22 protein-coding genes are annotated in these 25,547 nt (G+C 61.5%); 15 read left to right on the top strand and 7 right to left on the bottom strand.

What is annotated here, in order from left to right; genetic code table 11:
* Positions 1-7: 7 nt before the first annotated feature.
* Genes kdpB through ETEE_RS03025 form a run of 3 tightly spaced genes read right to left on the bottom strand, consistent with a single transcriptional unit; the run spans position 8 to position 3,878 of the window.
* Entirely contained in the window at positions 8-2,074 is a 2,067-nt protein-coding gene (gene kdpB, locus ETEE_RS03035) for a potassium-transporting ATPase subunit KdpB (protein WP_034164199.1), read from the bottom strand.
* Positions 2,075-2,091: 17 nt separating this feature from the next.
* A complete protein-coding gene (kdpA, locus tag ETEE_RS03030) occupies positions 2,092-3,789 on the bottom strand; it encodes a potassium-transporting ATPase subunit KdpA (protein WP_034164200.1) in 1,698 nt (565 codons plus the stop codon).
* Entirely contained in the window at positions 3,789-3,878 is a 90-nt protein-coding gene (locus ETEE_RS03025) for an ATPase (protein ID WP_034164201.1), read from the bottom strand. Before ETEE_RS03025 ends, kdpA begins: the two co-directional genes overlap by 1 nt.
* A gap of 409 nt (positions 3,879-4,287) precedes the next feature.
* Between ETEE_RS03025 and ETEE_RS03020 the strand changes: the two genes are divergently transcribed.
* The 6 genes from ETEE_RS03020 to ETEE_RS02995 all read left to right on the top strand — a co-directional run bounded on the left by ETEE_RS03020 (position 4,288) and on the right by ETEE_RS02995 (position 10,113).
* Positions 4,288-4,488 carry a YbfA family protein gene (locus tag ETEE_RS03020; protein WP_034164202.1) on the top strand — a complete coding sequence of 67 codons (201 nt, stop codon included), beginning with the start codon at positions 4,288-4,290 and terminating at the stop codon, positions 4,486-4,488.
* Between the two features lie 100 nt (positions 4,489-4,588).
* Positions 4,589-5,542, top strand: a complete 954-nt coding sequence (locus tag ETEE_RS03015) for a YbgA family protein (protein WP_034164203.1) — start codon at positions 4,589-4,591, stop codon at positions 5,540-5,542.
* A gap of 8 nt (positions 5,543-5,550) precedes the next feature.
* Positions 5,551-6,981 (top strand): deoxyribodipyrimidine photo-lyase, encoded by a 1,431-nt coding sequence (phrB, locus tag ETEE_RS03010; protein WP_034164204.1) that lies wholly within the window; start codon positions 5,551-5,553, stop codon positions 6,979-6,981.
* Positions 6,982-7,035: 54 nt separating this feature from the next.
* Positions 7,036-8,040: an MBL fold metallo-hydrolase gene (locus ETEE_RS03005; protein ID WP_225865110.1), complete on the top strand. Its 1,005-nt coding sequence runs from the start codon at positions 7,036-7,038 to the stop codon at positions 8,038-8,040.
* Between the two features lie 56 nt (positions 8,041-8,096).
* The gene (locus tag ETEE_RS03000) at positions 8,097-8,840 is read left to right on the top strand and encodes a type 2 GTP cyclohydrolase I (protein ID WP_034164206.1); all 744 of its coding nucleotides are present in this window, start codon (positions 8,097-8,099) and stop codon (positions 8,838-8,840) included.
* A 610-nt stretch (positions 8,841-9,450) separates the two neighbouring features.
* The gene (locus ETEE_RS02995; RefSeq protein WP_034164207.1) at positions 9,451-10,113 is read left to right on the top strand and encodes an acyl-homoserine-lactone synthase; all 663 of its coding nucleotides are present in this window, start codon (positions 9,451-9,453) and stop codon (positions 10,111-10,113) included.
* On the opposite strand, the gene ETEE_RS02990 is transcribed toward ETEE_RS02995, so the two are convergent.
* From ETEE_RS02990 to ETEE_RS02980, 3 genes are all read right to left on the bottom strand, one after another.
* A complete protein-coding gene (locus ETEE_RS02990) occupies positions 10,094-10,813 on the bottom strand; it encodes a LuxR family transcriptional regulator (RefSeq protein ID WP_034164208.1) in 720 nt (239 codons plus the stop codon). The genes ETEE_RS02995 and ETEE_RS02990 overlap by 20 nt on opposite strands.
* A gap of 761 nt (positions 10,814-11,574) precedes the next feature.
* A complete protein-coding gene (locus ETEE_RS02985) occupies positions 11,575-11,913 on the bottom strand; it encodes a zinc ribbon domain-containing protein YjdM (RefSeq protein ID WP_034164209.1) in 339 nt (112 codons plus the stop codon).
* Positions 11,914-12,202: 289 nt separating this feature from the next.
* A complete protein-coding gene (locus tag ETEE_RS02980) occupies positions 12,203-12,739 on the bottom strand; it encodes a GNAT family N-acetyltransferase (RefSeq protein WP_034164210.1) in 537 nt (178 codons plus the stop codon).
* Positions 12,740-12,975: 236 nt separating this feature from the next.
* Here ETEE_RS02980 and nei point away from each other — a divergent pair, with 236 nt between their 5' ends.
* Positions 12,976-13,827 carry an endonuclease VIII gene (nei, locus tag ETEE_RS02975; RefSeq protein WP_034164211.1) on the top strand — a complete coding sequence of 284 codons (852 nt, stop codon included), beginning with the start codon at positions 12,976-12,978 and terminating at the stop codon, positions 13,825-13,827.
* Here nei and ETEE_RS02970 read toward each other — a convergent pair.
* On the bottom strand, positions 13,824-15,107 hold the full coding sequence (locus ETEE_RS02970; protein WP_012849416.1) for a citrate synthase: 1,284 nt from the start codon (positions 15,105-15,107) through the stop codon (positions 13,824-13,826). The genes nei and ETEE_RS02970 overlap by 4 nt on opposite strands.
* Positions 15,108-15,738: 631 nt before the next feature.
* Between ETEE_RS02970 and sdhC the strand changes: the two genes are divergently transcribed.
* From sdhC to sucD, 8 genes are all read left to right on the top strand, one after another.
* Positions 15,739-16,128, top strand: a complete 390-nt coding sequence (sdhC, locus tag ETEE_RS02965; protein ID WP_034164272.1) for a succinate dehydrogenase cytochrome b556 subunit — start codon at positions 15,739-15,741, stop codon at positions 16,126-16,128.
* The gene (sdhD, locus tag ETEE_RS02960) at positions 16,122-16,469 is read left to right on the top strand and encodes a succinate dehydrogenase membrane anchor subunit (protein ID WP_034164273.1); all 348 of its coding nucleotides are present in this window, start codon (positions 16,122-16,124) and stop codon (positions 16,467-16,469) included. Before sdhC ends, sdhD begins: the two co-directional genes overlap by 7 nt.
* Positions 16,470-18,236 carry a succinate dehydrogenase flavoprotein subunit gene (sdhA, locus tag ETEE_RS02955; protein WP_034164212.1) on the top strand — a complete coding sequence of 589 codons (1,767 nt, stop codon included), beginning with the start codon at positions 16,470-16,472 and terminating at the stop codon, positions 18,234-18,236.
* Between the two features lie 18 nt (positions 18,237-18,254).
* Positions 18,255-18,971 (top strand): succinate dehydrogenase iron-sulfur subunit, encoded by a 717-nt coding sequence (locus ETEE_RS02950; RefSeq protein ID WP_034164213.1) that lies wholly within the window; start codon positions 18,255-18,257, stop codon positions 18,969-18,971.
* Between the two features lie 262 nt (positions 18,972-19,233).
* Positions 19,234-22,041, top strand: a complete 2,808-nt coding sequence (gene sucA, locus ETEE_RS02945) for a 2-oxoglutarate dehydrogenase E1 component (RefSeq protein WP_034164214.1) — start codon at positions 19,234-19,236, stop codon at positions 22,039-22,041.
* A 55-nt stretch (positions 22,042-22,096) separates the two neighbouring features.
* On the top strand, positions 22,097-23,308 hold the full coding sequence (odhB, locus tag ETEE_RS02940) for a 2-oxoglutarate dehydrogenase complex dihydrolipoyllysine-residue succinyltransferase (RefSeq protein ID WP_034164215.1): 1,212 nt from the start codon (positions 22,097-22,099) through the stop codon (positions 23,306-23,308).
* Positions 23,309-23,394: 86 nt separating this feature from the next.
* Positions 23,395-24,561, top strand: coding sequence for an ADP-forming succinate--CoA ligase subunit beta (gene sucC / locus ETEE_RS02935; protein ID WP_034164216.1), 1,167 nt, complete (start codon positions 23,395-23,397; stop codon positions 24,559-24,561).
* A complete protein-coding gene (gene sucD, locus ETEE_RS02930; RefSeq protein ID WP_034164217.1) occupies positions 24,561-25,433 on the top strand; it encodes a succinate--CoA ligase subunit alpha in 873 nt (290 codons plus the stop codon). The genes sucC and sucD overlap by 1 nt, the downstream gene beginning before the upstream one ends.
* The last annotated feature ends 114 nt before the right edge of the window (positions 25,434-25,547 follow it).

Genomic DNA, 25,547 nt, shown 5'->3' with positions numbered 1-25,547 from the left:
GGCTCCTTTAAGCCAGGCCGCATAAGGTTAATAACAGATCGATCAGCTTGATGCCGATAAAGGGCACCACCAGTCCGCCGGCGCCGTAGATCCACAGGTTGCGCCGCAGCAGCGCGCCGGCGCTCAGCGGGCGGTAGCTGACGCCGCGCAGGGCCAGCGGGATCAGGAAGACGATGATCAGCGCGTTGAAGATCACCGCCGACATGATGGCCGACGCCGGTGAGCTCAGGTGCATCACGTTGAGCTGGTTGAGCTGTGGGTAGGTGGCGGCAAAGGCGGCCGGGATGATGGCGAAGTACTTGGCCACATCGTTGGCGATGCTGAAGGTGGTCAGCGAACCGCGCGTCATCAGCATCTGCTTGCCGATGTGTACCACCTCGATAAGCTTGGTCGGGTTGGAGTCCAGATCGACCATGTTGCCGGCCTCTTTGGCCGCCTGGGTGCCGGAGTTCATCGCCACCGCCACGTCGGCCTGGGCCAGCGCCGGGGCGTCGTTGGTGCCGTCTCCGGTCATGGCGACCAGACGTCCTTCGGCCTGATACTGGCGGATCAGCGCCAGCTTGGCCTCCGGCGTCGCCTCGGCCAGGAAATCATCGACTCCCGCCTCGGCGGCGATGGCGGCGGCGGTCAGGCGGTTATCGCCGGTGATCATCACCGTTTTGATCCCCATGCGCCGCAGCTCGGCGAAGCGCTCTTTGATCCCCCCCTTGACGATATCCTTCAGCGCGACGACGCCGAGGATGCGGGCATCCTCCGCCACCACCAGCGGGGTGGCGCCGCTGCGCGCGACGCGCTCGACGGCCTCTTCCACCGAGCGGGGGAAGTGGCCGCTGGCGGACTCGACGTAGCGGCGGATCGCGTCGACGGAGCCTTTGCGGATCATGCGGCCCTGGATGTTGACCCCGCTCATGCGAGTCTGGGCGGAGAAGGGGACAAAGGTGGCGTTCAGGCTGCTCAGGTCGCGTTCGCGCAGGTTAAAGCGCTGCTTGGCCAGCACCACGATGCTGCGCCCCTCTGGGGTTTCGTCCGCCAGGGAGGCCAGCTGCGCGGCGCTGGCCAGCGCCTGCTCGCTGACGCCGCTGACCGGCAGGAACTCGGAGGCCTGGCGGTTGCCCAGGGTGATGGTGCCGGTCTTATCCAGCAGCAGGACGTCGACATCCCCGGCGGCCTCGACCGCCCGTCCGCTGGTAGCGATGACGTTGGCGCCCAGCATCCGGCTCATGCCGGCGACACCGATAGCCGAGAGCAGACCGCCGATGGTGGTAGGGATCAGGCAGACCAGCAGCGCCACCAGTACGGTTACGGTTACCGGGCTGCCCATCTGGCTGACCTGAGCCCCGAAGAGTGAGAAGGGATACAGGGTGGCGCAGGCCAGTAAAAAGATGATCGTCAGGGCGATCAGTAGGATGGTCAGGGCGATCTCGTTGGGCGTTTTGCGTCGCTTGGCACCCTCCACCATCGCGATCATGCGATCGAGGAAGGTTTCGCCGGGGTTGACGCTGCACTGTACTACCAGCCAGTCGGAGAGCACGCGGGTGCCGCCGGTGACCGAGGAGAAGTCGCCGCCGGACTCGCGGATTACCGGCGCCGACTCCCCGGTGATGGCGCTTTCATCCACCGATGCGCCGCCCTCCAGCACCTCGCCGTCGCAGGGCAGGGTATCGCCCGCCTCGACCAGAACCAGGTCGCCTTTGCGCAGGCTTTCGGCGGCCACCTTCTGCCACGGGGTGCCGTACTGCGCCTGCGCCAGCTTTTTGGCCCAGCCGCTCTTCTTCACCCCTTTCAGGCTCTCGGCCTGCGCCTTGCTGCGCCCTTCGGCCAGTGCCTCGGCCAGGTTGGCAAACAGCACGGTAAACCACAGCCACAGGGCCAGGCTGCCGGTGAAGACGGCGCTGCCGTCGGTCTGGCCGCACAGGATCATCAGCCAGATAAAGCTGGTCAGCAGGCTGCCCAGATAGACCACAAACATCACCGGATTGTGCCACTGGACGCGGGGATCCAGCTTACGCAGCGCATCGCGCAGCGCCGTTTTCAGCAGGGCCGGTTCGAATAGTGCACGCTGTTTATGACTCATGATAACTCTCTCTTCCCTTATGGCCGTACGCCGCTCAGCGTCATCTGTAGCTGTTCCGCCAGCGGGCCGAGCGCCAGCGCTGGAATAAAGGTCAGGGCGCCCACCAGCAGAATGGTGCCTACCAGCAGGCCGACGAACAGCGCGCCGTGGGTGTGCAGGGTGCCGTTGCCCGCCGGCTGGCGCTTTTTCAGCGCCAGCGCGCCGGCGATCGCCATGACCGGCACGATCACCCCGAAACGCCCCAGCAGCATGGCCAGCGCCAGCAGCAGGTTGTAAAACGGCGTATTGACGCTCAGGCCGCCGAAGGCGCTGCCGTTGTTGTTGGCGGCGGAGGAGAAGGCGTACAGCACCTCGCTGAAGCCGTGGGCACCCGGATTGAGGATCGCGCTGCGTCCGGCGTCGCACAGTAGCGCGATGGCGCTGCCGGTGAGCACCAGGGCCGGCGGGATCAGAATGGCCAGGGCGGTCATCTTCATTTCATAGACGCCGATCTTTTTCCCCAGGTACTCCGGGGTACGGCCGATCATCAGTCCGGCGATGAAGACGGTCAGCAGCACGAACAGCAGCATGCCGTACAGGCCGCTGCCCACGCCGCCGAAGACCACCTCACCTATCTGCATCAGCCACATCGGCACCATGCCGCCCAGGGCGGTGAAGGAGTCGTGCATGGCGTTGACCGCGCCGCAGGAGGCGGCGGTCGTGACCACGGCATACAGCGCGGAAGAGAGGATGCCGAAGCGGCTCTCCTTACCCTCCATGTTGGCACTGCTGTCGGCGCCCAGCGCTATCAGATGTGGATTCCCCTGCAGCTCGGCGTACATCACACAGCCTGCGGCGACGATGAAGATCAGCGACATGGTCCACAGCAGGGCGTGGCCCTGACGGCTGTCGCCGACGCTGCGGCCGAAGGCGAAGCACAGGGCGGTCGGCAGCAGAAAGATCGCCACCATCTGCAGCAGGTTGCTCAGCGCGGTCGGGTTTTCAAACGGGTGAGCGGAGTTGGCGCCGAAGAAGCCGCCGCCGTTGGTGCCGAGCAGCTTGATGGCCTCTTGGGAGGCGACCGGCCCCATCGGCAGCAGCTGAGTGCCCCCCTCCAGCGGCGTCACGCTGACATAGCCGCTAACATTCTGGATCACGCCCTGACTGACAAAGAGCAGGCTCAGCAGCAGCGACAGCGGCAGCAGGACATACAGGGTGATACGCCACAGATCGACCCAGGCGTTGCCCAGCGACGGATCGGCGTGGCGGGCGAAGGCGCGGATCAGGGCAAACAAAACGGCGATGCCGCTGGCCGCCGACAGAAAGTTTTGTACGCTGAGCCCGGCCATCTGGCTGAGGTAGCTCAGGCTGCTCTCGCCGCTGTAGGCCTGCCAGTTAGTATTGGTGACAAAGCTGACGGCGGTATTGAGAGCCAGATCCCAGCGCAGGCCGGGGAATCCCTGGGGATTGAGGGGCAGCAGACCCTGCGCCATCAGCAGCGCGAACAGCAGCGCAATGCCCAACAGGTTAAAGGCGAGGATCGCCAGCAGATAGTGACGCCAGTCCATCTCATGGGGCGTCACGCCGCACAGGCGCCACAGGGTGTTTTCCGTGCGCGCCATAGCGCGGTACGGTTCGCCGTCGATCAGACGGCTCAGCAGGCTGCCCAGCGGCGGTGCCAGGATCAGCAACGGCAGCATCAGCAGACCGATGAGCATTAGTGCATTGGTAAACATCAGAAGTCCTCCGCATGCCACAGGGCGTACACCAGATAAACCAACAGGAGTAGCACCAGTACGGCACAGGCGATCAGTCCCAGCGTCATTTTTTATCTCCTTGAGCGCGATGACGGTATCAGGATAGGAGCTCCCGGATATAAATGAGGCAAAAAGCGCTGCCGTCGCCGTAAAAAAAGTATAAAAATGGCGGTGCCGCGCGGGGAGGGGGCGGCTATGGTCAGGGGATGCCGGGCTGTCGGCTCGCGGCGGTAAAGGAGGGGATAGCGCGGATCCCCCGTGCAGGTCATGGGTATGCGTCGCGCCTGGCGATGCGCCAGATCGGCCGGCGTTATCGTGTGTCTCCTTTATTGCGTAGCGGCGTACGCGGGGGCGTAAGTGGTCGGATGAGTGCTTGATCTTTGTGCGTTCCAGGGCTATGTTGGTGCTGTTTCGGCCACGTCTCCGGCCGCTTTTTGACGCTCCCGGCACCGGCGGGCGTATTTGCAAGGAGGTCACATGTACCAGCGCTATTCCTGGCCGCGTATCTGGCTGCGCCGCAGCGGCGTGATTCTGGTGGGTACCCTGGCCTTGCCCGTGATGCTGCTGCGTCACGATCGAGCACGCTTCTATAGCTATCTGCACCGGGTCTGGTCGAAAACCAGCGACAAGCCGGTGTGGCTGGCTGAATCGGAGAAGGTCCGCCCCGACTTCTTCTGAGTCCGCGCGCGTCCCGATATCTGGCAAACCCCGTTCGGCGATCTACACTTGGCGTACAGACTCCACGCGGTCATGGAGATAGAACAAGGGGGGCCACGCCATGTCTTCTGCGATTCCTGTCGGGATCAGCGCCTGCCTGCTCGGTCAGGCGGTGCGCTTTGACGGCGGTCACCGGCGCTTCGCCTTCGCCGCCGATACCCTGGCGCCGTTTTTTCACTTTCTGCCGCTGTGTCCCGAGATGGGGATCGGCCTGCCGTCGCCGCGCCCTGCGCTGCGCCTGACTCGCCGCGATGCGTCGTCGCCGGTGGCGCTGGTCAACAGCCGGGATCCGGCGCTGGACTATACGGCGGCGATGGCGGATTTCGCCGCGCGTCAGCTGCCGCAGCTGCAGTCGCTGTGCGGTTTTATCCTGTGCGCCCGCTCGCCCAGCTGCGGCATGGAGCGGGTGAAGGTGTATACGCCGCACGAGGCACGTAAAAGCGGGATGGGGCTGTTCGCCGCCGCCCTGATGGCGGCGATGCCCTGGCTGCCGGTCGAGGAGGATGGGCGCCTGAGCGACGGCGCGCTGCGGGAGAACTTTATTGCCCGGGTATACGCGCTGCACGAGTTTAACCAGCTGTGGCCGTCGGGGCTGAGCCGCGGGGCGCTAGTGGCGTTCCACAGCCGCTATAAGCTGCTGTTGCTGGCCCACTCTCAGCCCGCCTATCGCGCGCTGGGGCGGATGGTGGCGGAGATAGGCCAGTGGCCTTCGACGGCGGCGTTTGCCACAGAATACCGTCACCGGCTGATGGCGCTGATGCGACAGCCCGCCTCACGCCGTAACCATACCAATGTGCTGCAGCACGTACAGGGCTACTTCAGCCCACGCCTCAATCCTGCCCAGCGTGCTGAGCTGAGCCAGCTGATCCTACAGTATCGTCAGGGGATACAGCCCCTGCTGGCGCCGCTGACGCTGATCAACCACTACCTACGGGAATACCCGGACGACTATCTGGCGTCGCAGCGCTATTTCTCCCCCTACCCGGACGCCCTGCGTCTGCGCTACGGTCATTAGGCGGCGCGATGAGGACGCACGTGGTGTGGCTGCGCAGCGATCTGCGCATGACGGATAACCGGGCGCTGCACGCGGCCTGCGCCGATGCCCGGGCCCGGGTGGTGGCGCTGTATGTGGCGACGCCGCGCCAGTGGCTGGCGCAGGAGATGGCGCCGCGTCAGGCGCAGTTTATCTGGCAGAATCTGTCGGCGCTGCAGGCGGCGCTGGGGCAGCGCGGGATCCCGCTGTACTGTCTGAGCGTGGACGACTATGCAGCCCAGGCGCGGACGGTGCGCGCGGTGTGCCTGCGCGAGTGCGCCGATGCGCTGTTTGTCAACCGTCAGTATGAGCTGAATGAACGGCGCCGCGACGATGCGTTGGCCGCCGCGCTGACCATCCCGTGCCATTTTTTTGACGACGCGCTGCTGCTGGCGCCGGGGACGGTGCTGACCGGCGCGGGACAGATGTTTAAGGTCTTTACGCCGTTTAAACGCGCCTTTCTGCGCGGGCTGACATCGGTCGATCTGCGCGTGCTGCCGGCGCCGTCGCCGCGCCAGCCGACCCCCGCGGCTCCGACGCAGGTCGCGCGCTTCGATTATCCGGATGCCGCGGTGGATAGCGCGCTGTTTCCCGCCGGTGAGGCGGCGGCCCAGGCGCGCCTGACGCTGTTTTGCCACGGGGCGCTGGCGGCGTACGCGGCCCGGCGCGATTTTCCGGCGCAGGCGGGAACCAGCCGGCTCTCTCCCTACCTGACGCTGGGGGTGCTATCGCCGCGCCAGTGTCTGGCGGCGCTGCAGTCGCAGGCGCTGGCCTCGCCAACCCCATCCGCCGGCGCCGAGGCCTGGTTAAATGAGCTGATCTGGCGTGAGTTTTACCGCCACCTGCTGGTGGCCTGGCCGGATCTCTGTCGCCATCGCCCCTTTATTCCCTGGACGGCGCAGATCCGCTGGCGGGACGATCCGGCGGGACTGCAGCGCTGGCAGCAGGGGATGACCGGCTTTCCGCTGGTGGATGCCGCCATGCGTCAGCTGAATCGCTGCGGCTGGATGCATAACCGACTGCGCATGCTGACGGCCAGCTTTCTAGTCAAAGATCTGCTGATCGACTGGCGCCTTGGCGAGCGTTATTTTCTGCGTCAGCTGCTCGACGGCGATCTGGCCGCGAACAACGGCGGCTGGCAGTGGGCCGCCTCGACGGGCTGCGATGCCGCGCCCTATTTCCGCATCTTTAACCCACGTGTACAGGGGCAGCGCTATGATCCACAGGGGCAGTTTATCCGCCGGTGGCTCCCTGAACTGCGCGATGTCCCGGACAGTGACATTCATCACCCTCAGCGCTGGGCGCTGCGGCGGCAGCGCGTGCTAGACTATCCCGATCCGCAGGTCGATCACGCCCGCGCGCGGCAGGACACGCTGTTGGCCTTTGCCCGCGCCCGCGCCGGGGACGACGGCGCGGCATGAGGCGCAGGCGCCGCAGCGTGGCAGAGACAGGGAGAGTGGCAGATGATGCAGAGGATGTGGCGCAGATGGGTGGCCGGTGGCGCGCTGCTGTGCGGGCTGGCGATGTGCCCCGCGCAGGCCGCCTTTGAACTGGTGGCGTTGGGCAGCGGCGGCGGGCTGAACGGCGATAACCTGAACGCCTATCTTATCCGCCATGAGCGCGATGCGCGCTATGTTGCGCTGGACGCCGGCACCACCCTGCCGGGGATCGCCCGGGCGCTTGAGCTGGGGGCGTTTCCGACGGTGAGCGCCGCGCGCGCCGCGCCCTGGACGCCGCAGGGCTATGTGCTGAGAGAGCTCATTGCCGCCTACTTCATCAGCCATCCCCACCTGGATCACGTCGCCGGCCTGCTGCTGGCGGCGCCGGAGGATAGCCATAAGCCGATCTACACCCTGGCGGACAGCGCCGATACCCTGCGCAATCACTATTTTAACTGGAAGAGCTGGCCGAACTTCAGCGATGCCGGGCAAGGGCAGCGGCTGGGTACCTACCGGATCCACAGCGTCCGCCCGGGGCAGCGCTTTACGCTGGGCGTCAGCGGTCTGCGCGGGGTGGTCTACCCGCTCAGCCACGGCGGAGAGACGTCGTCGATGATCCTGCTGGAGCGAGAGGGGGAGTACGTGGCGTACTTTGGCGATACCGGCGCCGATCGGATAGAGAACAGCCAGCGCTTGGATCACATCTGGCGCCGGCTGGGGCCGCTGGTGGCCAGCCGGGCGCTAAAGGGGATCATCATTGAGACCTCCTTCAGCGACGAGGTGCCCGAGACGCGGCTGTTTGGGCACCTAACCCCGGCGCTGCTGAACCAGGAGATGATCAATCTGTCCCGCTACAGCGGTGGCACGGCGGCGCTGGCGGGTCTGCCGGTGGTGATATCGCATATCAAGCCGTCGCTGCGGGCCGGCGCCGCGGCGGAGCAGCAGATCATGGCGCAGCTGGCGGTCGGGAACCGCAGCGGCGTGGCGTTTCGCCATCTGCGCCAGGGGGAGCGGACGCGGTTTGCCGGAGGGGATGAGTAGCGTATTATCCGCAGTACGATCGATGACGGCGGCAGGCGAACTGCCCGGGAGACCCCATGGATAATTTGGTTTTGGAGCAGCGGATTAACCGGTTGCTCGACGTAGACAGTATGCAGGATTACGCCCCCAACGGCCTGCAGGTGGAGGGGCGTCGCGAGGTGCGGCGTATCGTTACCGGCGTGACCGCCTGTCAGGCGCTGCTGGATGCCGCCGTGGCGGCCGAGGCCGATGCGGTGCTGGTTCACCACGGATACTTTTGGAAGAGCGAGGCCCCGACGGTACGCGGGATGCGGCGGCAGCGCCTGAAAACGCTGCTGGCTAACGACATCAATCTATACGCCTATCATCTGCCGCTGGATGCCCATCCCGAGCTGGGCAATAACGCCCAGCTGGCGCGGAGGCTAAAGATCGCTCCGCATGGGCTGATTGCGCCGCTGTTGCCCTATGGCGAGCTGGAGAGTCCCTGCAGCGCCGGAGAGCTGGCGGGACGTCTGGAGCGTAAGCTGCACCACGGCGTTCTGCACTGCGGCGATAGCGGGCCCGCGCTGATCCGGCGCGTGGCCTGGTGCAGCGGCGGTGGGCAGGGATTTATTGAGCAGGCGGCGACCTTTGGCGTCGATGCGTTTATCAGCGGTGAGGTGTCCGAGCAGACGATTCACGTTGCCCGCGAGATGGGCATTCACTTCTTTGCCGCCGGCCATCACGCCACCGAGCGCGACGGCGTTCGGGCGCTGGGGGAGTGGTTGGCCCGAGAGCATGCGCTGGACGTCACCTTTATCGATATCGCCAATCCCGCATAGCCGGGCGGCGCGGCGGGCGCTTCCCGCCGCGTGAGTGCCGTCATAATACCAAACCAATACCATGGTGCGCTGCCCTAATATAATCGGTCGCGATATTCCGTCATTAGCCTAAACGGCGCTGACCGATCGCCGGATGCAGGCTGAGAGGGCGCCTGAGGGTATCTCAGTATGATAAAAATAAGATTATGAGAGTTATTATTTTCCCAATGATTGCGCGTATGACGTTAGGTTATTCCTAGCGTCTCGCAGTTGCATTTCAACTGACGCTGAAGCATAATCCGAAGAATCTATAGCCCACTTAACCTCCTGTCGATAAACAGAAAAGTGTTTATTTTCCTCCGTCAGACGAACGCACTACCACCGCGCGTTCTACCTTACTTAGCGTCGCAGATGCTAAAATCTCAGTATATTGGACGGGGTTATTATGTTATGGTCAATAACATGGATTCACGGCGGAGTTAATCGCTCTGCTAGATTGTATTCGGATATTTTCTTAGTAAATGAAATATAGGATTGTAGTGGCACGCGTCAGCGTAGGGTAAGGCACCGTTTGGCTTACGCTGAGTTACGTGGTGGGTGTGTACACAGGCGGGGCGTTAAAGGACAGAAAATGTTTGAGATTTTTGATGTTGACTACCAGTCTCTGTCAAGAACGACATCAACAGAGCTATTTTCCCTGCGTAAGGGGACGTTTAAGGATCGGCTCAATTGGGCGGTAACCTGCAGCGATGGGATGGAGTTCGATGAGTATGACAGCGAGCATACAACCTATCTGCTGGGGGTGAAGGATAACGATGTGGTGTGCAGCGTACGCTTAATTGAAACCTGTCATCACAACATGATTGTCGGCACGTTTTTCCGCTACTTTGAGAAAGGCGAGATCCCGGCCAGCAGCCAGTTTTTTGAATCCAGCCGCTTCTTTGTCGATAAGCGTCGCGCCCGCACTCTGCTGGGCAATCAATATCCGCTGTGTCATCTCCTGTTTCTCGCCATGATTAACTATACGATGGCCTCTGGTCACCGTGGTATTTATACGATTGTTAGCCATTCGATGCTGCGGATTTTGACCCGCTCCGGCTGGAATATTACCGTAGTCGAGCGCGGCGTGTCGGAGAAGGCGCAGGATATCTATCTAGTCTATTTGCCGACGGATGCGGCCAACCAGCGTCTGCTGATGGAGCGAATTAATCAGGATCAGCCTTTTGATGAGGAGGCCCTGCAGAGTTGGCCTCTGGTGCTGAAGGCCGATACGCTCAGCCCTCAATCGGCTTAATCAGCTGCAGCTCAACGCCAAGCCGGATCGCGTGCTTGGCGTTTAATACCCCCAGCTTTTTGACCACGTTGCCAATGTGAAACTTGACGGTGCCGGTTTTAATGCCGAGGATCAGCGCAATTTCTTGGTAGGTTTTCCCCATGCTAGCCCAGTACAGAATTTCATTCTCACGTGTGGAGAAAATGTTCTCTATTGGCTCTTTTTTACTGTAGTAGTGCTGTGCGGTAATTTGGCGCTGGCCATTCATAAAGCGCTCATGGGCATCGATCAGCAGCATTTGCAGGACGCCTCTGCTGCGCTCAATCTCCGCCAGTCCACGATCGTCGACCATCAGTGAAAGCATCGCCAGCTGATTATCTGCATCATGCAGTACAAAGGTGTAGCCTCTGCTCACCTGGTATTTCTTGGAAAGATTAAAAATTTTCGAGAGGTTCAGCTTCGAGTTGACGGTGATCTTCTCATCCCACAGGAAGGGGGATACTCGGCGCAGGGCGGAGATCACCACCGGATCGATGTGCTGATAATGGTGCTCTTTATACAGCGTCACCCATTCATCTGGGTAATTGGAGATGATGATAATGTCCGATGGATTTTTCTTGTTGAGCAATAAATAAGCAAACTGAGTGTGGCCGTAAGCGACCAGTGACCGATCGATAAATTGCTTGATCTCTCTTGTCAGGCTCTCATTATCAGCAAACACGCTCGTTTCTTCTCCCAATCACCTTATCGCGAAAGATATACAGTAATACGTTCCGCTGTTAATTACATCCTCTATCTTACGTGTCAACGGGAATTTTACATAGCCAACAGAGGGGTATCCGCATGATAGCTATACCTTAGTCTAACTAGACGCTATCGGCAGATGTCAATAGAATTACAACCAGGCCGAAAAGGTAAAAAAAAACCTGATTCATCGCTGAATCAGGTTGCCAATTTCGGCCAACACCAGGGAAAACGACGCAATCAGGCTGATACTTTCCGTGTCATATAAATAGAGAAGGTACACCTGATTGACTCACTGCGTATTGCAACCTGCCCTACGCATATATATTCAAACAGACGGAATATATCCTCATTCTGCTTCCGCTCCGTACTGTCATGGATAGCTTACATAAAAATTTCTGCGGAATATAGACCCCTTGCTATTTTTTTTCTGTAATTTACAAAATAACAGAAAAAAAGCCGCGATTATCCCCTTTGTTACTGATCGTTTTTAGAGCATAATTATTATTAGTGTTTGATATTAAAAGACTTTAATAATAAAAGCGTCGGCTTTCGTCACCAAAGTCAGCGAATGATTTGCATGTTATTTACCATGAAATATTGCATCTTTGATGTAAATGAATAGTAAAAAATCATGTTTTTATTAATTCAGTACTAAAAAAGATCATTCATTTACGAATGATCTTATTTAATTGTCTACTAATGGTATTATCGCCCGCTATTCGCCGCGGGAGCGAATCAGTTCTTTTTGACGAATTCTGACTTGAGCTTCATCGGGCCAAAGCCGTCGATTTTGCAATCGATGTTATGATCGCCTTCGACCAGGCGAATGTTTTTGACCTTCGTGCCGATCTTCAGCATTGAGGAGCTGCCCTTGACCTTCAGATCTTTGATCACGGTGACGCTGTCGCCGTCCGCCAGCAGGTTGCCGTTGGCGTCTTTGACGATCAGGGTCTCCTCTTCCGCGCTCTCGGCGGCGGCGTCATTCCACTCATAGGCGCACTCTGGGCAGACATACATATCATTGTCCTGATAGGTGTATTCAGAATGGCACTTCGGGCAGTGTGGCAGTTGCATGTTATGGCCTCGCAAAAGTAAAAACCGCCGGGAAGGGCCCTGAGTGACAGGAGCGCCGGGCGGTGAAAAGAAGTGAAAACAAACAATACGCCCGTATTATAATCCATCTATCATTATTTTTGTTAAAAAATCTTTTTATCCCCCTCGTGCAGGGCAGGTAAACATCTGTTTTTATGGCGATGATTTGTATTTTTTAGCATTAAAATCAATATATTGTTTTTGTCTTCTGCAGATTGTCGTGGAAATGTTTGCTTTTCACTTCATTACACTGAAATATGCTGCTTCCTGATCAGTCAAAGCGCCGCAGGTAGATATTTTGATCGTAGCGTACGCCGTCAAGCTCCTCGCTGCGGCGGCGCGTCTCGACCAGCGTGAAGCCGTTGCGCAGGGCGACGGCGTTGCTGCGTTGGTTGATGACCATGCACTGAATGACAAAGCGGGTGACCAGGCCCTGCGCCACGCAGTGGTACATCAGGGCCTGCAGGGCGGTGGAGATGAGCCCTTTTCCCTGATGGGCTCGATCGATCCAGTAGCCGATCGGCGCGCAGCGGCGTTCGCGATCGATGCTGTTAAGGGAGATCAGCCCGATGCAGCGCTGGCGGTAAACAATGACATAGTGGCGCGCGCTTCCCGCTCGGTGGGCATCGGCCTGGGCACGCAGGGTCTGCAGCGTGTTATCGATATGCACCATACTGTGGGGCCAGGGCATAAAGCGGGTGAGGTGATCGCGGTTGTTGTCGACCAGCGTGAAGAGGGCGCGGGCAAAGCGCGGGTGCGCTGGGATCAGCGCCAGATCGGGGCCGGCCTGCAGGGCGGTGTGATACATGGAAGCTCCTGTATGGGCGCACCCTGGGCGCGCCGTCGGCCTGTCAGTATAGCGCTTGTCGGCGGCATCGGGGCAGCCAAAAGGCGCTGCCGTGCGACGGGGTTGAAAACGGCCGTCGCGCCGCCACTTAGGTATACCCGACTCCGCGGCGTAGCGGTAGGAGGCTCACGCCTGCGCAGGGCTGGGGATATCCATTTTCGGCCACGTTGCCAAACATACATCATCAGGGGGCATATATGCCGGAGGGACCAGAAATTCGCCGGGCGGCAGATGGGCTGCGCGCCGCGGTTGGGGGAGAGACGCTGACCCAGGTCTGGTTTGGCGCGCCGTCGCTGCAGCGCCACGCCGCCGGACTGGTGGGCTGTCAGATTACGGCGATCGAGACGCGCGGCAAAGCGCTGCTGATCCACTTCTCCAGTGGCATGAGTATGTACAGTCACAATCAGCTGTACGGCGTCTGGCGGGTGGCCGCCGCCGGCGAGACGCCGCCGACGCCGCGCTCGCTGCGTGTGCGCCTGGAGACCGCCGAGCGGGCTATCCTGCTCTACAGCGCCTCTGATATTCAGCTGGCGCCGCGGGCGCAGATCCTCCGCCACCCCTTTTTACTGCGCATCGGCCCCGACGTGCTGGATCCCGCCCTAACGGAGGCGCAGGTACGCGAGCGTCTGTGCTCGCCGGCGTTTCGCCGCCGCCAGCTGGGGGGGCTGCTGCTGGATCAGCGCTTTCTGGCCGGACTGGGGAACTACCTGCGGGTGGAGATCCTGTGGCAGGTGGGGCTGTCGCCGCAGCGGCGGGCGACGGAGCTGAGCCCGGCGCAGCTGACATCGCTCTGCCATGCGCTGCTGGCGCTGCCGCGTCTCTCCTATGCCACGCGTGGTCAGGCCGACGAGGGGCATCACCACGGGGCGCTGTTCCGCTTTCGGGTATTTCATCGCGCGGGGGAGGCATGTGAACGCTGCGGGACGACGCTCATCCGCGCGCAGGCGGCGTCGCGTCCGTTTTACGGCTGTCCGCGCTGTCAGGAGGGGCTGGAAGAGACGCAGGAAGGAGAAACCGGCGGGCGTCGTTCCCGCCGGGAGGACGATTAACGCTGATCCAGCCGTGAGCTGAAGTCGCGGCGCGTATAGCCGGTATACAGCTGGCGTGGGCGGGCGATCTTCAGGCCGTCCTCGTGCATTTCATTCCAGTGGGCTATCCAGCCGACGGTGCGCGCGATGGCGAAGATGACGGTGAACATGCTGGAGGGGATCCCCATGGCCTTCAGGATGATGCCGGAGTAGAAGTCGACGTTGGGGTAGAGCTTTTTCTCGATGAAGTAGGGATCGTTCAGCGCGATGTGCTCCAGCTCCAGGGCCACCTCCAGTAGATCGTCATTCATACCCAGCTCATTGAGCACCTCATGGCAGGTTTCGCGCATCACGGTGGCGCGCGGATCGTAGTTTTTATAGACCCGGTGTCCAAAGCCCATCAGACGGAACGCATCATTCTTATCCTTGGCGCGCTTGATAAAGGCCGGAATGTGCTCCACGCTGCGGATCTCTTCCAGCATCTTCAGGCAGGCCTCGTTGGCGCCGCCGTGGGCGGGTCCCCACAGCGAGGCGATACCGGCGGCGATGCAGGCGAAGGGGTTGGCGCCGGAGGAGCCGGCGGTGCGCACGGTCGAGGTGGAGGCATTCTGCTCGTGGTCGGCGTGCAGGATCAGGATGCGATCCATCGCGCGCTCCAGCACCGGGTTGACCACGTACTCTTCGCACGGCGTCGCGAACATCATACGCAGGAAGTTGCCGGCGTAGGAGAGGTTATTCTGCGGGTAGATAAAGGGCTGTCCCAGCGAGTATTTGTAGCACATGGCCGCGACGGTCGGCATCTTGGAGAGCAGGCGGAATGCGGCGATCTCTCGGTGGCGCTCGTTGCTGATGTCCAGCGAGTCATGGTAAAACGCGGCCAGCGCACCGGTAACGCCGCACATGACGGCCATCGGGTGAGAGTCGCGGCGGAATCCCTGCAGCAGACGGGTGATCTGCTCGTGGATCATGGTGTGGCGGGTGACGGTGCTCTTGAAGACATCGTATTCCGCCTGCTCAGGCGCCTCGCCGTACAGCAGAATGTAGCACACCTCTAGAAAAGATGAGTTTTTAGCCAGCTGGTCGATGGGATAGCCGCGGTGCAGCAGGATCCCCTCATCGCCGTCAATATAGGTAATTTTGGATTCGCAGGAGGCCGTGGAGGTGAATCCCGGGTCAAAGGTGAAGTAGCCCTGGCTACCCAGCTTGCGAATATCGATCTCTTCATTTCCTAACGTCCCCGCGAGGACATCGAGCTCTATATGCTCTGCGCCCACCGTCAGCGTTGCTTTCTTCTCTGCCATACAGCCTCCTTGGGTACTGCTATTTTTAGACTCATTAACGATGCACAGGGTGCAGCGCGGTAAGCTTTCCTGGCATGTGATGATCGGCATCCGGCCCTGCGGCGTCAGACCCTGCGGGGTCAGCCTCTGTCACGATAGCCACGCTGTTGCCGTTACTCGTTGTTAAAAATATGCTTCCAAAACTGCGCGCTGATTATGATTATTATGTTGACGGTATGGAAAAGGGTTTCCCGATCGACCGCCTAACGTTTTCTCATAGGAACGCCGCGTGGGCAACATCTAATCATAGTGCACAGTTTTAATCCTTTCATTGTTGCTAAAATGTTACGGTTTTGTCTGTAAATCCAGTTTATTTATTAACCTCTGGTGAATGCGTGACCGCTGTCACTGTTCCAGTTAAATGTTATTAATCATTTTGTGTTGTAATTGTAATCAATTTGTATCGACCCTATACTGCCGCCAGGTCTCCGGGACTTACCCTCGGGTGAGAGCACCTGCCGTGGAGCACCCAGCAGCAAACCCCCGTTGCAGTCAGGCCCGCCCGCCGCCGGCCCGCTGCGTCAGCCCCGTGGGATTTGCGCCGCTGCTTGATACCGCCCCAGGTCCGGAGGAGGAAAATAATAAGAGCTATGTGGGCAAAATTGTGAAAAAACAAAGACCTGTCAATCTGGATTTGCCAACAATCCGCTTTCCTGTCACCGCGATTGCGTCAATCTTGCACCGCGTCAGCGGCGTCGCCGTCTTCATCGCTATCGGCATTCTACTGTGGCTGCTCGGCCTCTCCCTCTCCTCCGCCGACGGGTTTGCACAGGCCGCGGCGCTGCTGAATAGCGCGCTGGCCAGGCTGGTGCTGTGGGGCATCCTGACGGCGCTGGCCTATCACCTCTGCGGCGGGATCCGTCACCTGCTGATGGACTTTGGTTATCTCGAGGAGAGCTTTAGCGTGGGGTGCCGCTCGGCGCAGCTGGCGTTTGCCGCGACCGTGCTGCTCTCCGTCTGCGCGGGGGTATGGGTATGGTAAGCAACGCATCGGCGCTGGGGCGCAACGGTATTCAGGATTGGCTGCTGCTGCGCGCATCCGCCATCATCATCACGCTGTACGTTATCTATCTGCTGGCCTTCGTGGCCGGCGCAGGCCCGCTCAACTATACGCTGTGGCTTGATTTCTTCTCTTCGCGGATCACCCAGGTGTTTACCCTGCTGACCCTGCTGTGCATCCTGATCCACGCCTGGATTGGGATGTGGCAGGTGCTGACCGACTACGTCAAGCCGCTGGCGCTGCGTCTGGTGCTGCAGCTGGCGATCGTGGTGGTCCTGGTGATCTATCTGGTTTACGGAACATTGGTTGTGTGGGGGATATAGATGAAGCTGCCAGTCAGAGAGTTCGACGCCGTCGTGATCGGCGCCGGTGGAGCAGGGATGCGCGCGGCGCTGCAGATTTCTCAGGCGGGGTTTCGCTGCGCACTGCTGTCCAAAGTGTTTCCGACCCGCTCCCACACCGTTTCGGCCCAGGGCGGGATCACCGTCGCGCTGGGCAATACCCATGAAGACAACTGGGAATGGCACATGTATGACACCGTGAAGGGGTCAGACTATATCGGCGATCAGGACGCGATTGAATATATGTGCAAAACCGGCCCGGATGCCGTGCTGGAGCTGGAGCACATGGGGCTGCCGTTTTCACGCCTGGAGGATGGACGCATCTACCAGCGGCCGTTTGGCGGCCAGTCGAAGAACTTTGGCGGGGAGCAGGCCGCGCGCACCGCGGCGGCGGCGGATCGCACCGGTCATGCGCTGCTGCATACCCTGTATCAACAGAATCTGAAGAATCACACCACGATCTTCTCCGAGTGGTACGCGCTGGATCTGGTGAAGAATCAGGATGGCGCCATCGTCGGCTGTACGGCGCTGTGCATTGAGAGCGGCGAGGTGGTCTACTTCAAGGCGCGTGCCACCATTCTGGCCACCGGCGGCGCCGGACGCATCTATCAGTCGACCACCAACGCCCACATCAACACCGGCGACGGCGTCGGCATGGCGCTGCGCGCCGGGGTGCCGCTGCAGGACATGGAGATGTGGCAGTTTCACCCGACCGGGATCGCCGGCGCCGGCGTGCTGGTGACCGAAGGCTGCCGCGGCGAAGGGGGCTACCTGCTAAACAAGCACGGCGAGCGCTTTATGGAGCGCTATGCGCCCAACGCCAAGGATCTGGCCGGCCGCGACGTGGTGGCGCGATCGATCATGATAGAGATCCGCGAAGGGCGCGGCTGCGATGGCCCCTGGGGGCCTCACGCTAAGCTGAAGCTTGACCACCTGGGGAAAGAGGTGCTGGAGTCCCGCCTGCCGGGGATCCTGGAGCTGTCGCGCACCTTTGCCCACGTCGATCCGGTCAAGGAACCGATACCGGTGATCCCGACCTGCCACTACATGATGGGGGGGATTCCGACCCGCATCAGCGGACAGGCGCTGACCCTGGACGCCAGCGGCGCCGACCGGGTGATCCCCGGGCTGTTCGCCGTCGGTGAGATCGCCTGTGTTTCGGTACACGGCGCCAACCGGCTGGGCGGCAACTCGCTGCTGGATCTGGTGGTGTTTGGCCGCTCGGCCGGCCTGCATTTGGAGGAGAGTCTGCGTGAGCAGGGGCCGCTGCGCGACGCCGGCGAGTCAGACGTCGAGGCCAGCCTGGCGCGGCTTGAGCGCTGGAACGGCACCCGTAACGGAGAGGATCCGGTGCAGATCCGCAAAGATCTGCAGTCCTGTATGCAGCATAACTTCTCGGTATTCCGCGAAGGCGAGGCGATGGCGCAGGGGCTGGCCGAGCTGAAGACGATCCGCGAGCGCCTGGATCACGCCCGTCTGGACGATACCTCCAGTGAATTTAATACCCAGCGCATCGAGTGTCTGGAGCTGGACAACCTGATGGCGACGGCCTTCGCCACCGCGATGGCCGCCAACTACCGCACAGAAAGCCGCGGGGCACACAGCCGCTTTGACTTCCCGGAGCGCGATGACGCCAACTGGCTGTGCCATACCCTGTACCTGCCGGAGAGTGAGAGCATGGTGCAACGCCGCGTCAACATGCAGCCCCGGCTGCGCGCGGCCTTCCCGCCGAAGGTGCGTACTTACTGATTTGCCGAGGAGCAGGTAATGAAACTCGAATTTTCTATTTACCGTTACAACCCGGACGTGGATAGCGCGCCGCGCATGCAGGATTATACCCTGGAGGCGGAAGAGGGGCGTGACATGATGCTGCTGGATGCGCTGATCCAGCTGAAAGAGCAGGATCCGACCCTGGCCTTTCGCCGCTCCTGCCGCGAGGGAGTGTGCGGTTCGGATGGGGTCAACATGAACGGCCAGAATGGTCTGGCCTGCATCACCCCGCTCTCGGCCCTGCGCCGGGGGGGAAAGAAAATCGTCATTCGCCCTCTGCCGGGGCTGCCGGTAGTGCGCGATCTGGTGGTGGACATGGGCCAGTTTTATGCCCAGTACGAAAAGATCAAGCCCTACCTGATTAACGATGGCCGAACGCCGCCGGCGCGCGAGCATCTGCAGTCGCCGGAGGAGCGCGCAAGGCTGGACGGGCTGTATGAGTGCATCCTGTGCGCCTGCTGCTCTACCGCCTGCCCATCCTTCTGGTGGAACCCGGACAAGTTTGTCGGTCCCTCCGGGCTGCTGGCGGCCTACCGCTTCCTGATCGATAGCCGCGACACGGCGACGGCGCCGCGCCTCGACGCGCTGGACGACGCTTTCAGCGTATTCCGCTGCCACGGCATCATGAACTGTGTCAGCGTATGCCCGAAGGGGCTAAACCCGACGCGCGCGATTGGTCACATTAAATCCATGCTGCTGCAGCGCGGAGCCTGAGGGGCATAAAAGCATAGAATTCCGCGCGATACGCCGGATAATGGTCTCGCGCTCTCTCGGTCTGTCGCGACGGGGAGCGCCAGGAAAGCGAGAAGGCGCCCACAGAGGCGCTCAGAATGTCAGCGGGGTTATCACCGGGTGACGCCCGCGCTGGCCATCTCGATAATTTTTTTTAATAACATTCAGTTAATACAAGAATATCTGTTAAAAATAAGATATTCACCACGGCGAATAACAGGCTTTACGAGCTTAAGGGATCACAATGCAGAACGGCACCATGAAGGCCTGGCTGGATTCCTCCTATCTGGCGGGCGCGAACCAGTCATACATAGAGCAACTGTATGAGGACTATTTGACCGACCCCGATTCAGTGGAGGGGAGCTGGAAAACCCTTTTTCAACAACTTCCGGTTAATGGACTGCCGCCGGATCAGCTGCACTCCCAGACCCGGGAGTACTTCCGCCGCCTGGCCAAAGATCCGACGCGCTTCGGCCTCGCGTTCAACGATCCGCAGACCGACGTCAAGCAGGTGAAGGTGCTGCAGCTGATCAATGCCTTTCGCTTCCGCGGTCATCAGCAGGCCAACCTCGATCCGCTCGGACTGTGGAAACAGGAGCCGGTCGCCGATCTCGACCCGGCGTTTCATCATCTGACGCCGGAGGATTTCAACGAAACCTTTAACGTCGGCTCATTCGCCATCGGCAGCGATACCCTGCGCCTGGCGGATCTCTACCGGGCGCTGCAGCAGACCTACTGCGGCACCATCGGCGCAGAATATATGCACCTGACCAACACCGACGAGAAGCGCTGGCTACAGCAGCGACTGGAGTCGGTGATGGGGCAGCCAGCGTTTAGCCCGCAGGAGAAGCGCCGCTTTCTGCAGGAGCTGACCGCCGCCGAGGGGCTGGAGCGCTATCTGGGCGCCAAGTTCCCGGGAGCCAAGCGCTTTTCGCTGGAGGGGGGCGATGCGCTGATCCCGATGCTGAAAGAGCTGATCCGCCACGCCGGGCGCAACGGTACCCGTGAAGTGGTGCTGGGAATGGCGCACCGCGGGCGTCTGAATGTGCTGATTAACGTCCTGGGCAAGAGCGCCGGCGAGCTATTTGACGAGTTTGCCGGCAAGCATAAGGATCATCTGGGCACCGGCGACGTGAAGTACCACATGGGCTTTTCGTCGGATATGGAGACGGAGGGCGGCCCGGTGCACCTGGCGCTGGCCTTTAACCCGTCGCACCTGGAGATCGTCAGTCCGGTGGTGATGGGATCGGTGCGCGCGCGCCGCGATCGCCTGGATCGCACCCGCAGCGACATCGTGCTGCCTATCACCATCCACGGCGATGCGGCCGTCGCCGGCCAGGGCATCGTTCAGGAGACGCTGAACATGTCCCAGGCGCGCGGCTATGAGGTGGGCGGTACGGTGCGCATCGTGATCAATAACCAGATCGGTTTTACCACCTCAAACCCGCTGGATGCCCGCTCGACTCAGTACTGTACCGACATCGGCAAGATGGTGCAGGCGCCGATCTTCCACGTCAACGCCGACGATCCGGAGGCGGTGGCCTTTGTCACTCGGCTGGCGCTCGATTTCCGCAACTGCTTTAAGCGCGACGTCTTTATCGATCTGGTGTGCTACCGCCGCCACGGCCATAACGAGGCGGATGAGCCGAGCGCCACCCAGCCGGTGATGTATCAGAAGATCAAAAAGCACCCGACGCCGCGCAAGCTGTACGCCGATCGCCTGACGGAGCAGGGGGCGATCACCCTGGAGGACGCCACCGAGATGGTCAACCTCTATCGCGATGCCCTGGACGGCGGCGGCTGCGTCGTGGCGGAGTGGCGCCCGATGACCATGCACAGCGTAGCCTGGGATCCCTATCTGCACCACGAATGGGATGAGCCGTATCCCCATGCGGTGGCGCCGCAGCGCCTGCAGGATCTGGCGCGCAGTATCAGCCGGGTGCCGGAGGCGGTAGAGATGCAGGCGCGGGTAGCCAAAATCTACGCCGATCGCGCCGAAATGGCCGAGGGCGAGCGCCCCTTCGACTGGGGCGGGGCGGAAAACTTGGCCTATGCCACGCTGGTGGATGAGGGCATTCCGGTGCGTATCTCCGGCGAGGACTGCGGCCGCGGCACCTTCTTCCACCGTCACGCGGTGATCCACAGCCAAAGGGATGGCGCGGTGTATGTGCCGCTGGAGAACGTGCACAACGGCCAGGGGGATTTTAAGGTGTGGGACTCGGTGCTGTCCGAGGCGGCGGTGCTGGCCTTTGAGTATGGCTACGCTAGCGCCGAGCCGCGTACCCTGACGATCTGGGAGGCGCAGTTCGGTGATTTCGCCAACGGGGCCCAGGTGGTTATCGATCAGTTCATCAGCTCCGGCGAGCAGAAGTGGGGACGCCTGTGCGGCTTGGTCATGCTGCTGCCGCACGGCTATGAGGGGCAGGGGCCGGAGCACTCCTCCGCTCGCCTGGAGCGTTACCTGCAGCTGTGCGCCCAGCAGAATATCCAGGTCTGCATCCCCTCTACGCCGGCGCAGGTTTACCACATGCTGCGCCGTCAGGCGCTGCGCGCCATGCGCCGCCCGCTGGTGGTGATGTCGCCGAAGTCCTTGCTGCGCCATCCGCTGGCGGTCTCTTCGCTGGAGGATCTGGCGCAGGGCAGCTTCCAGCCGGCGATCGGGGAGATCGATCCCCTCGATGCCCTGCGGGTGAAGCGGGTGGTGATGTGCTCCGGTAAGGTGTACTACGATCTGCTGGAGCAGCGGCGGAAGAATGGCCAGGACAACGTGGCGATCATCCGCATCGAACAGCTCTACCCGTTCCCTCATCAGGCGGTGCAGGCGGTGCTGGCGCCCTATACCCAGGCGCGCGATTTTATCTGGTGCCAGGAGGAGCCGCTCAATCAGGGGGCCTGGTACTGCAGTCAGCATAACTTCCGTGAGGTGATCCCTTTCGGCGCGGTGCTGCGCTACGCCGGCCGTCCGGCGTCGGCCTCGCCGGCGGTGGGATATCTGTCGGTTCACCGCGAGCAGCAGCAGGCGCTGGTGGACGATGCCCTGAATGTGGAATAAAGGGTGCGGGCGCTGCCGCCCGTATTCGCGACACGTATTAATACAAGGATAAACAATGAGCAGCGTAGAAATTCTGGTTCCCGATCTGCCTGAATCCGTCGCCGACGCCACGGTCGCCACCTGGCATAAGCAGGTGGGCGACAGCATCGCCCGCGATGAGGTCATCGTCGAGATCGAGACGGACAAAGTAGTTCTGGAGGTGCCGGCGGCGGAGGCCGGCGTGTTGGAGGCTATCCTGGAGCCGGAGGGCACGACGGTAACGGCGCGTCAGCTGCTGGGGCGGCTGCGTCCGGCCGACGTAAGCGGCGTTGCGATTAGCGCAGGTGCGCAGGCGGCGCAGACGACGCCGGCCGAGCGCCATACCGCCGCTTTGGAGACGGGCAGCAGTGATGCCCTGAGTCCTGCGGTGCGCCGTCTGGTCGCCGAGCACGGCGTGGATCCGTCATCGCTGCAGGGCAGCGGCGTCGGCGGGCGTCTGACGCGAGAGGATGTCACCAGGCATCTGGCCGGGCAACCGAGCGTGGCGCCGGTCGCCGCGCCGTCTCAGGCCGCCGCACCGCGGAGCGCGGAGCGTGAGAAGCGGGTGCCCATGACCCGCCTGCGCAAGCGGGTGGCCGAACGCCTGCTGGAGGCGAAGAACAGCACCGCGATGTTGACCACCTTTAACGAAGTGAACATGAAGCCGATCATGGATCTGCGCAGCCAGTACGGCGAGGCGTTTGAAAAACGCCACGGCGTGCGCCTGGGCTTTATGTCTTTTTATATCAAGGCGGTATTGGAGGCGTTGAAGCGCTATCCGGAGGTGAACGCCGCCCTTGACGGCGAAGAGGTGGTCTACCACAACTACTTCGATATCAGCATTGCGGTATCGACGCCGCGCGGGCTGGTGACGCCGGTGATCCGCGATGTCGATACCCTGAGCATGGCGGACATCGAAAAACAGATTAAGGCGCTGGCGCTGAAGGGGCGCGACGGCAAGCTGACGGTGGAGGAGCTGACCGGCGGTAACTTTACCATTACCAACGGCGGCGTATTCGGCTCCCTGATGTCCACGCCGATTATCAACCCGCCGCAGAGCGCCATCTTGGGCATGCATGCCATTAAGGATCGCCCGATGGCGGTCAACGGCCAGGTGGTGATCCTGCCGATGATGTACCTGGCGCTCTCGTATGACCACCGGCAGATTGACGGGCGTGAGTCCGTGGGCTTCCTGGTGACGGTAAAAGAGATGCTGGAAGATCCGGCGCGTCTGCTGCTGGATGTGTAACTCCGTGTAATCCGTGCTATGCACAGGCCCGCGCCGGCGGGCCTGCTCCTAACAGTAAGAGTCAGCCCCTATAGGGATAGAACATCATGAACTTACACGAATATCAGGCAAAACAGCTGTTTGCCCGCTATGGACTGCCAACGCCGGTGGGGTACGCCTGCAGTACGCCGCGTCAGGCGGAAGAGGCGGCCTCTAAAATCGGCAGCGGCCCCTGGGTGGTCAAGTGCCAGGTGCACGCCGGCGGGCGGGGTAAGGCGGGCGGCGTGAAGTGCGTGGAGAGTAAAGAGGCGATCCGCGCCTTCGCCGAACAGTGGCTGGGTAAGCGGCTGGTGACCTACCAGACGGATGCCCAGGGGCAGCCGGTGCGCCAGATTCTGGTGGAGGGGGCGACCGAGATCGCGCGCGAGCTGTATCTGGGGGCGGTGATCGATCGCAGCTCCCGGCGCGTGGTGTTCATGGCGTCGACCGAGGGGGGAGTGGAGATTGAGCAGGTGGCGCAAAAGACGCCCCACCTGATCCACCGGGTGGCGCTCGATCCGCTGACCGGGCCGCAGCCCTATCAGGGGCGCGAGCTGGCGTTTAAGCTGGGGCTGAGCGGTAAGCAGGCGCAGCAGTTTGGCCAGATTTTCATCGGGCTGGCGACGCTGTTTTTGCAGTGCGATCTGACCATGGCGGAGATCAACCCGCTGGTGATCACCCCGCAGGGGGATCTGCTGTGCCTGGACGGTAAGCTGGACGTCGACAGCAACGCCCTGTTCCGCCAGCCGGCGCTGCGCGAAATGGAGGATCCCGAGCAGAACGATGCGCGTGAGGCGCATGCGGCGCAGTGGGAGCTGAACTACGTCGCGCTGGAGGGCAACATCGGCTGCATGGTGAACGGCGCCGGCCTGGCGATGGGCACCATGGATATCGTCAAGCTGCACGGCGGCGCGCCGGCCAACTTCCTGGACGTGGGCGGCGGCGCCACCAAGGAGCGGGTGACGGAGGCGTTTAAGATCATCCTGTCCGACGAGCACGTTAAGGCGGTGCTGGTCAATATTTTCGGTGGCATCGTACGCTGCGACCTGATCGCCGACGGCATCATCGGCGCCGTGGCGGAGGTGGGCGTTCACGTACCGGTGGTGGTGCGCCTGGAGGGCAATAACGCTGAGCTGGGCACCCGAATACTGGCCGACAGCGGCCTGAACATCATTGCGGCCACCAGTCTGACGGATGCCGCGCGCCAGGTGGTTAGCGCCGTGGAGGGGAAATAATGTCGATACTGATCAATCATGAAACCCGGGTCATCTGCCAGGGCTTTACCGGCAGCCAGGGGACATTCCACTCCGAGCAGGCGCTGGCCTACGGTACCCGCCTGGTGGGCGGGGTAACGCCGGGCAAGGGGGGCAGCGAGCATCTCGGCCTGCCGGTATTCAACACCGTGCGCGAGGCGGTCTCGGCGACCGGCGCCAACGCCAGCGTGATCTATGTCCCTGCGCCGTTCTGTAAAGACTCCATTCTGGAGGCGATAGACGGCGGTATTTCGCTGATTATCTGTATTACCGAGGGGATCCCGACGCAGGATATGCTGGTGATCCGGGCCAAGCTGGATCAGAGCCCCGGGGTGCGGATGATCGGCCCGAACTGTCCGGGGGTGATCACGCCGGGCGCCTGTAAGATCGGCATTATGCCGGGGCATATCCACCAACCGGGGCGTATCGGGATCGTTTCCCGTTCGGGAACATTGACCTACGAGGCGGTGAAGCAGACCAGCGACGTCGGGCTGGGGCAGTCCACCTGCGTCGGTATCGGCGGCGATCCGATCCCCGGCTCCAGCTTTATCGACATTCTGGCGCTGTTCCAGGCCGACCCGCAGACCGAGGCCATCGTGATGATCGGCGAGATCGGCGGCAACGCGGAGGAGGAGGCGGCGGCCTATATCAAGGCGCATGTGACCAAGCCGGTGATCGGCTATATCGCCGGGGTGACGGCGCCCAAGGGTAAGCGAATGGGCCATGCCGGGGCGATTATCGCCGGCGGCAAGGGCACCGCGGATGAGAAGTTTGCCGCCCTGGAGGCCGCAGGGGTCGTCACGGTGCGCAGCCTGGCCGATATCGGTCAGGCTGCGCTGCGGGCTCTGGCCTGACGCAGCGAGCCGCGCGATACGGGCCACCGGCGGGTGGCCTTTTTTATTGTCCTAATAGATGACAAATGAAATATTACCGCGCCGGAAAGGGATCCTCGACGGCGGAATATATCA

The organism is Edwardsiella anguillarum ET080813, assembly GCF_000264765.2.
Classification (GTDB): Bacteria; Pseudomonadota; Gammaproteobacteria; order Enterobacterales; family Enterobacteriaceae; genus Edwardsiella; species Edwardsiella anguillarum.
The sequence above is the reverse complement of the archived record's forward strand: the minus strand, read 5'-3'. Positions and strand labels throughout refer to the sequence as shown.

Excerpts from the sequence above, each read along its gene's own strand:
- kdpB (WP_034164199.1), bottom strand. The coding sequence starts at position 2,074 with ATGAGTCATAAACAGCGTGCACTATTCGAACCGGCCCTGCTGAAAACG.
- kdpA (WP_034164200.1), bottom strand. The coding sequence starts at position 3,789 with ATGTTTACCAATGCACTAATGCTCATCGGTCTGCTGATGCTGCCGTTG.
- ETEE_RS03025 (WP_034164201.1), bottom strand. The coding sequence starts at position 3,878 with ATGACGCTGGGACTGATCGCCTGTGCCGTACTGGTGCTACTCCTGTTG.
- ETEE_RS03020 (WP_034164202.1), top strand. The coding sequence starts at position 4,288 with ATGTACCAGCGCTATTCCTGGCCGCGTATCTGGCTGCGCCGCAGCGGC.
- ETEE_RS03015 (WP_034164203.1), top strand. The coding sequence starts at position 4,589 with ATGTCTTCTGCGATTCCTGTCGGGATCAGCGCCTGCCTGCTCGGTCAG.
- phrB (WP_034164204.1), top strand. The coding sequence starts at position 5,551 with ATGAGGACGCACGTGGTGTGGCTGCGCAGCGATCTGCGCATGACGGAT.
- ETEE_RS03005 (WP_225865110.1), top strand. The coding sequence starts at position 7,036 with ATGTGGCGCAGATGGGTGGCCGGTGGCGCGCTGCTGTGCGGGCTGGCG.
- ETEE_RS03000 (WP_034164206.1), top strand. The coding sequence starts at position 8,097 with ATGGATAATTTGGTTTTGGAGCAGCGGATTAACCGGTTGCTCGACGTA.
- ETEE_RS02995 (WP_034164207.1), top strand. The coding sequence starts at position 9,451 with ATGTTTGAGATTTTTGATGTTGACTACCAGTCTCTGTCAAGAACGACA.
- ETEE_RS02985 (WP_034164209.1), bottom strand. The coding sequence starts at position 11,913 with ATGCAACTGCCACACTGCCCGAAGTGCCATTCTGAATACACCTATCAG.
- ETEE_RS02980 (WP_034164210.1), bottom strand. The coding sequence starts at position 12,739 with ATGTATCACACCGCCCTGCAGGCCGGCCCCGATCTGGCGCTGATCCCA.
- nei (WP_034164211.1), top strand. The coding sequence starts at position 12,976 with ATGCCGGAGGGACCAGAAATTCGCCGGGCGGCAGATGGGCTGCGCGCC.
- ETEE_RS02970 (WP_012849416.1), bottom strand. The coding sequence starts at position 15,107 with ATGGCAGAGAAGAAAGCAACGCTGACGGTGGGCGCAGAGCATATAGAG.
- sdhD (WP_034164273.1), top strand. The coding sequence starts at position 16,122 with ATGGTAAGCAACGCATCGGCGCTGGGGCGCAACGGTATTCAGGATTGG.
- sdhA (WP_034164212.1), top strand. The coding sequence starts at position 16,470 with ATGAAGCTGCCAGTCAGAGAGTTCGACGCCGTCGTGATCGGCGCCGGT.
- ETEE_RS02950 (WP_034164213.1), top strand. The coding sequence starts at position 18,255 with ATGAAACTCGAATTTTCTATTTACCGTTACAACCCGGACGTGGATAGC.
- sucA (WP_034164214.1), top strand. The coding sequence starts at position 19,234 with ATGCAGAACGGCACCATGAAGGCCTGGCTGGATTCCTCCTATCTGGCG.
- odhB (WP_034164215.1), top strand. The coding sequence starts at position 22,097 with ATGAGCAGCGTAGAAATTCTGGTTCCCGATCTGCCTGAATCCGTCGCC.
- sucC (WP_034164216.1), top strand. The coding sequence starts at position 23,395 with ATGAACTTACACGAATATCAGGCAAAACAGCTGTTTGCCCGCTATGGA.
- sucD (WP_034164217.1), top strand. The coding sequence starts at position 24,561 with ATGTCGATACTGATCAATCATGAAACCCGGGTCATCTGCCAGGGCTTT.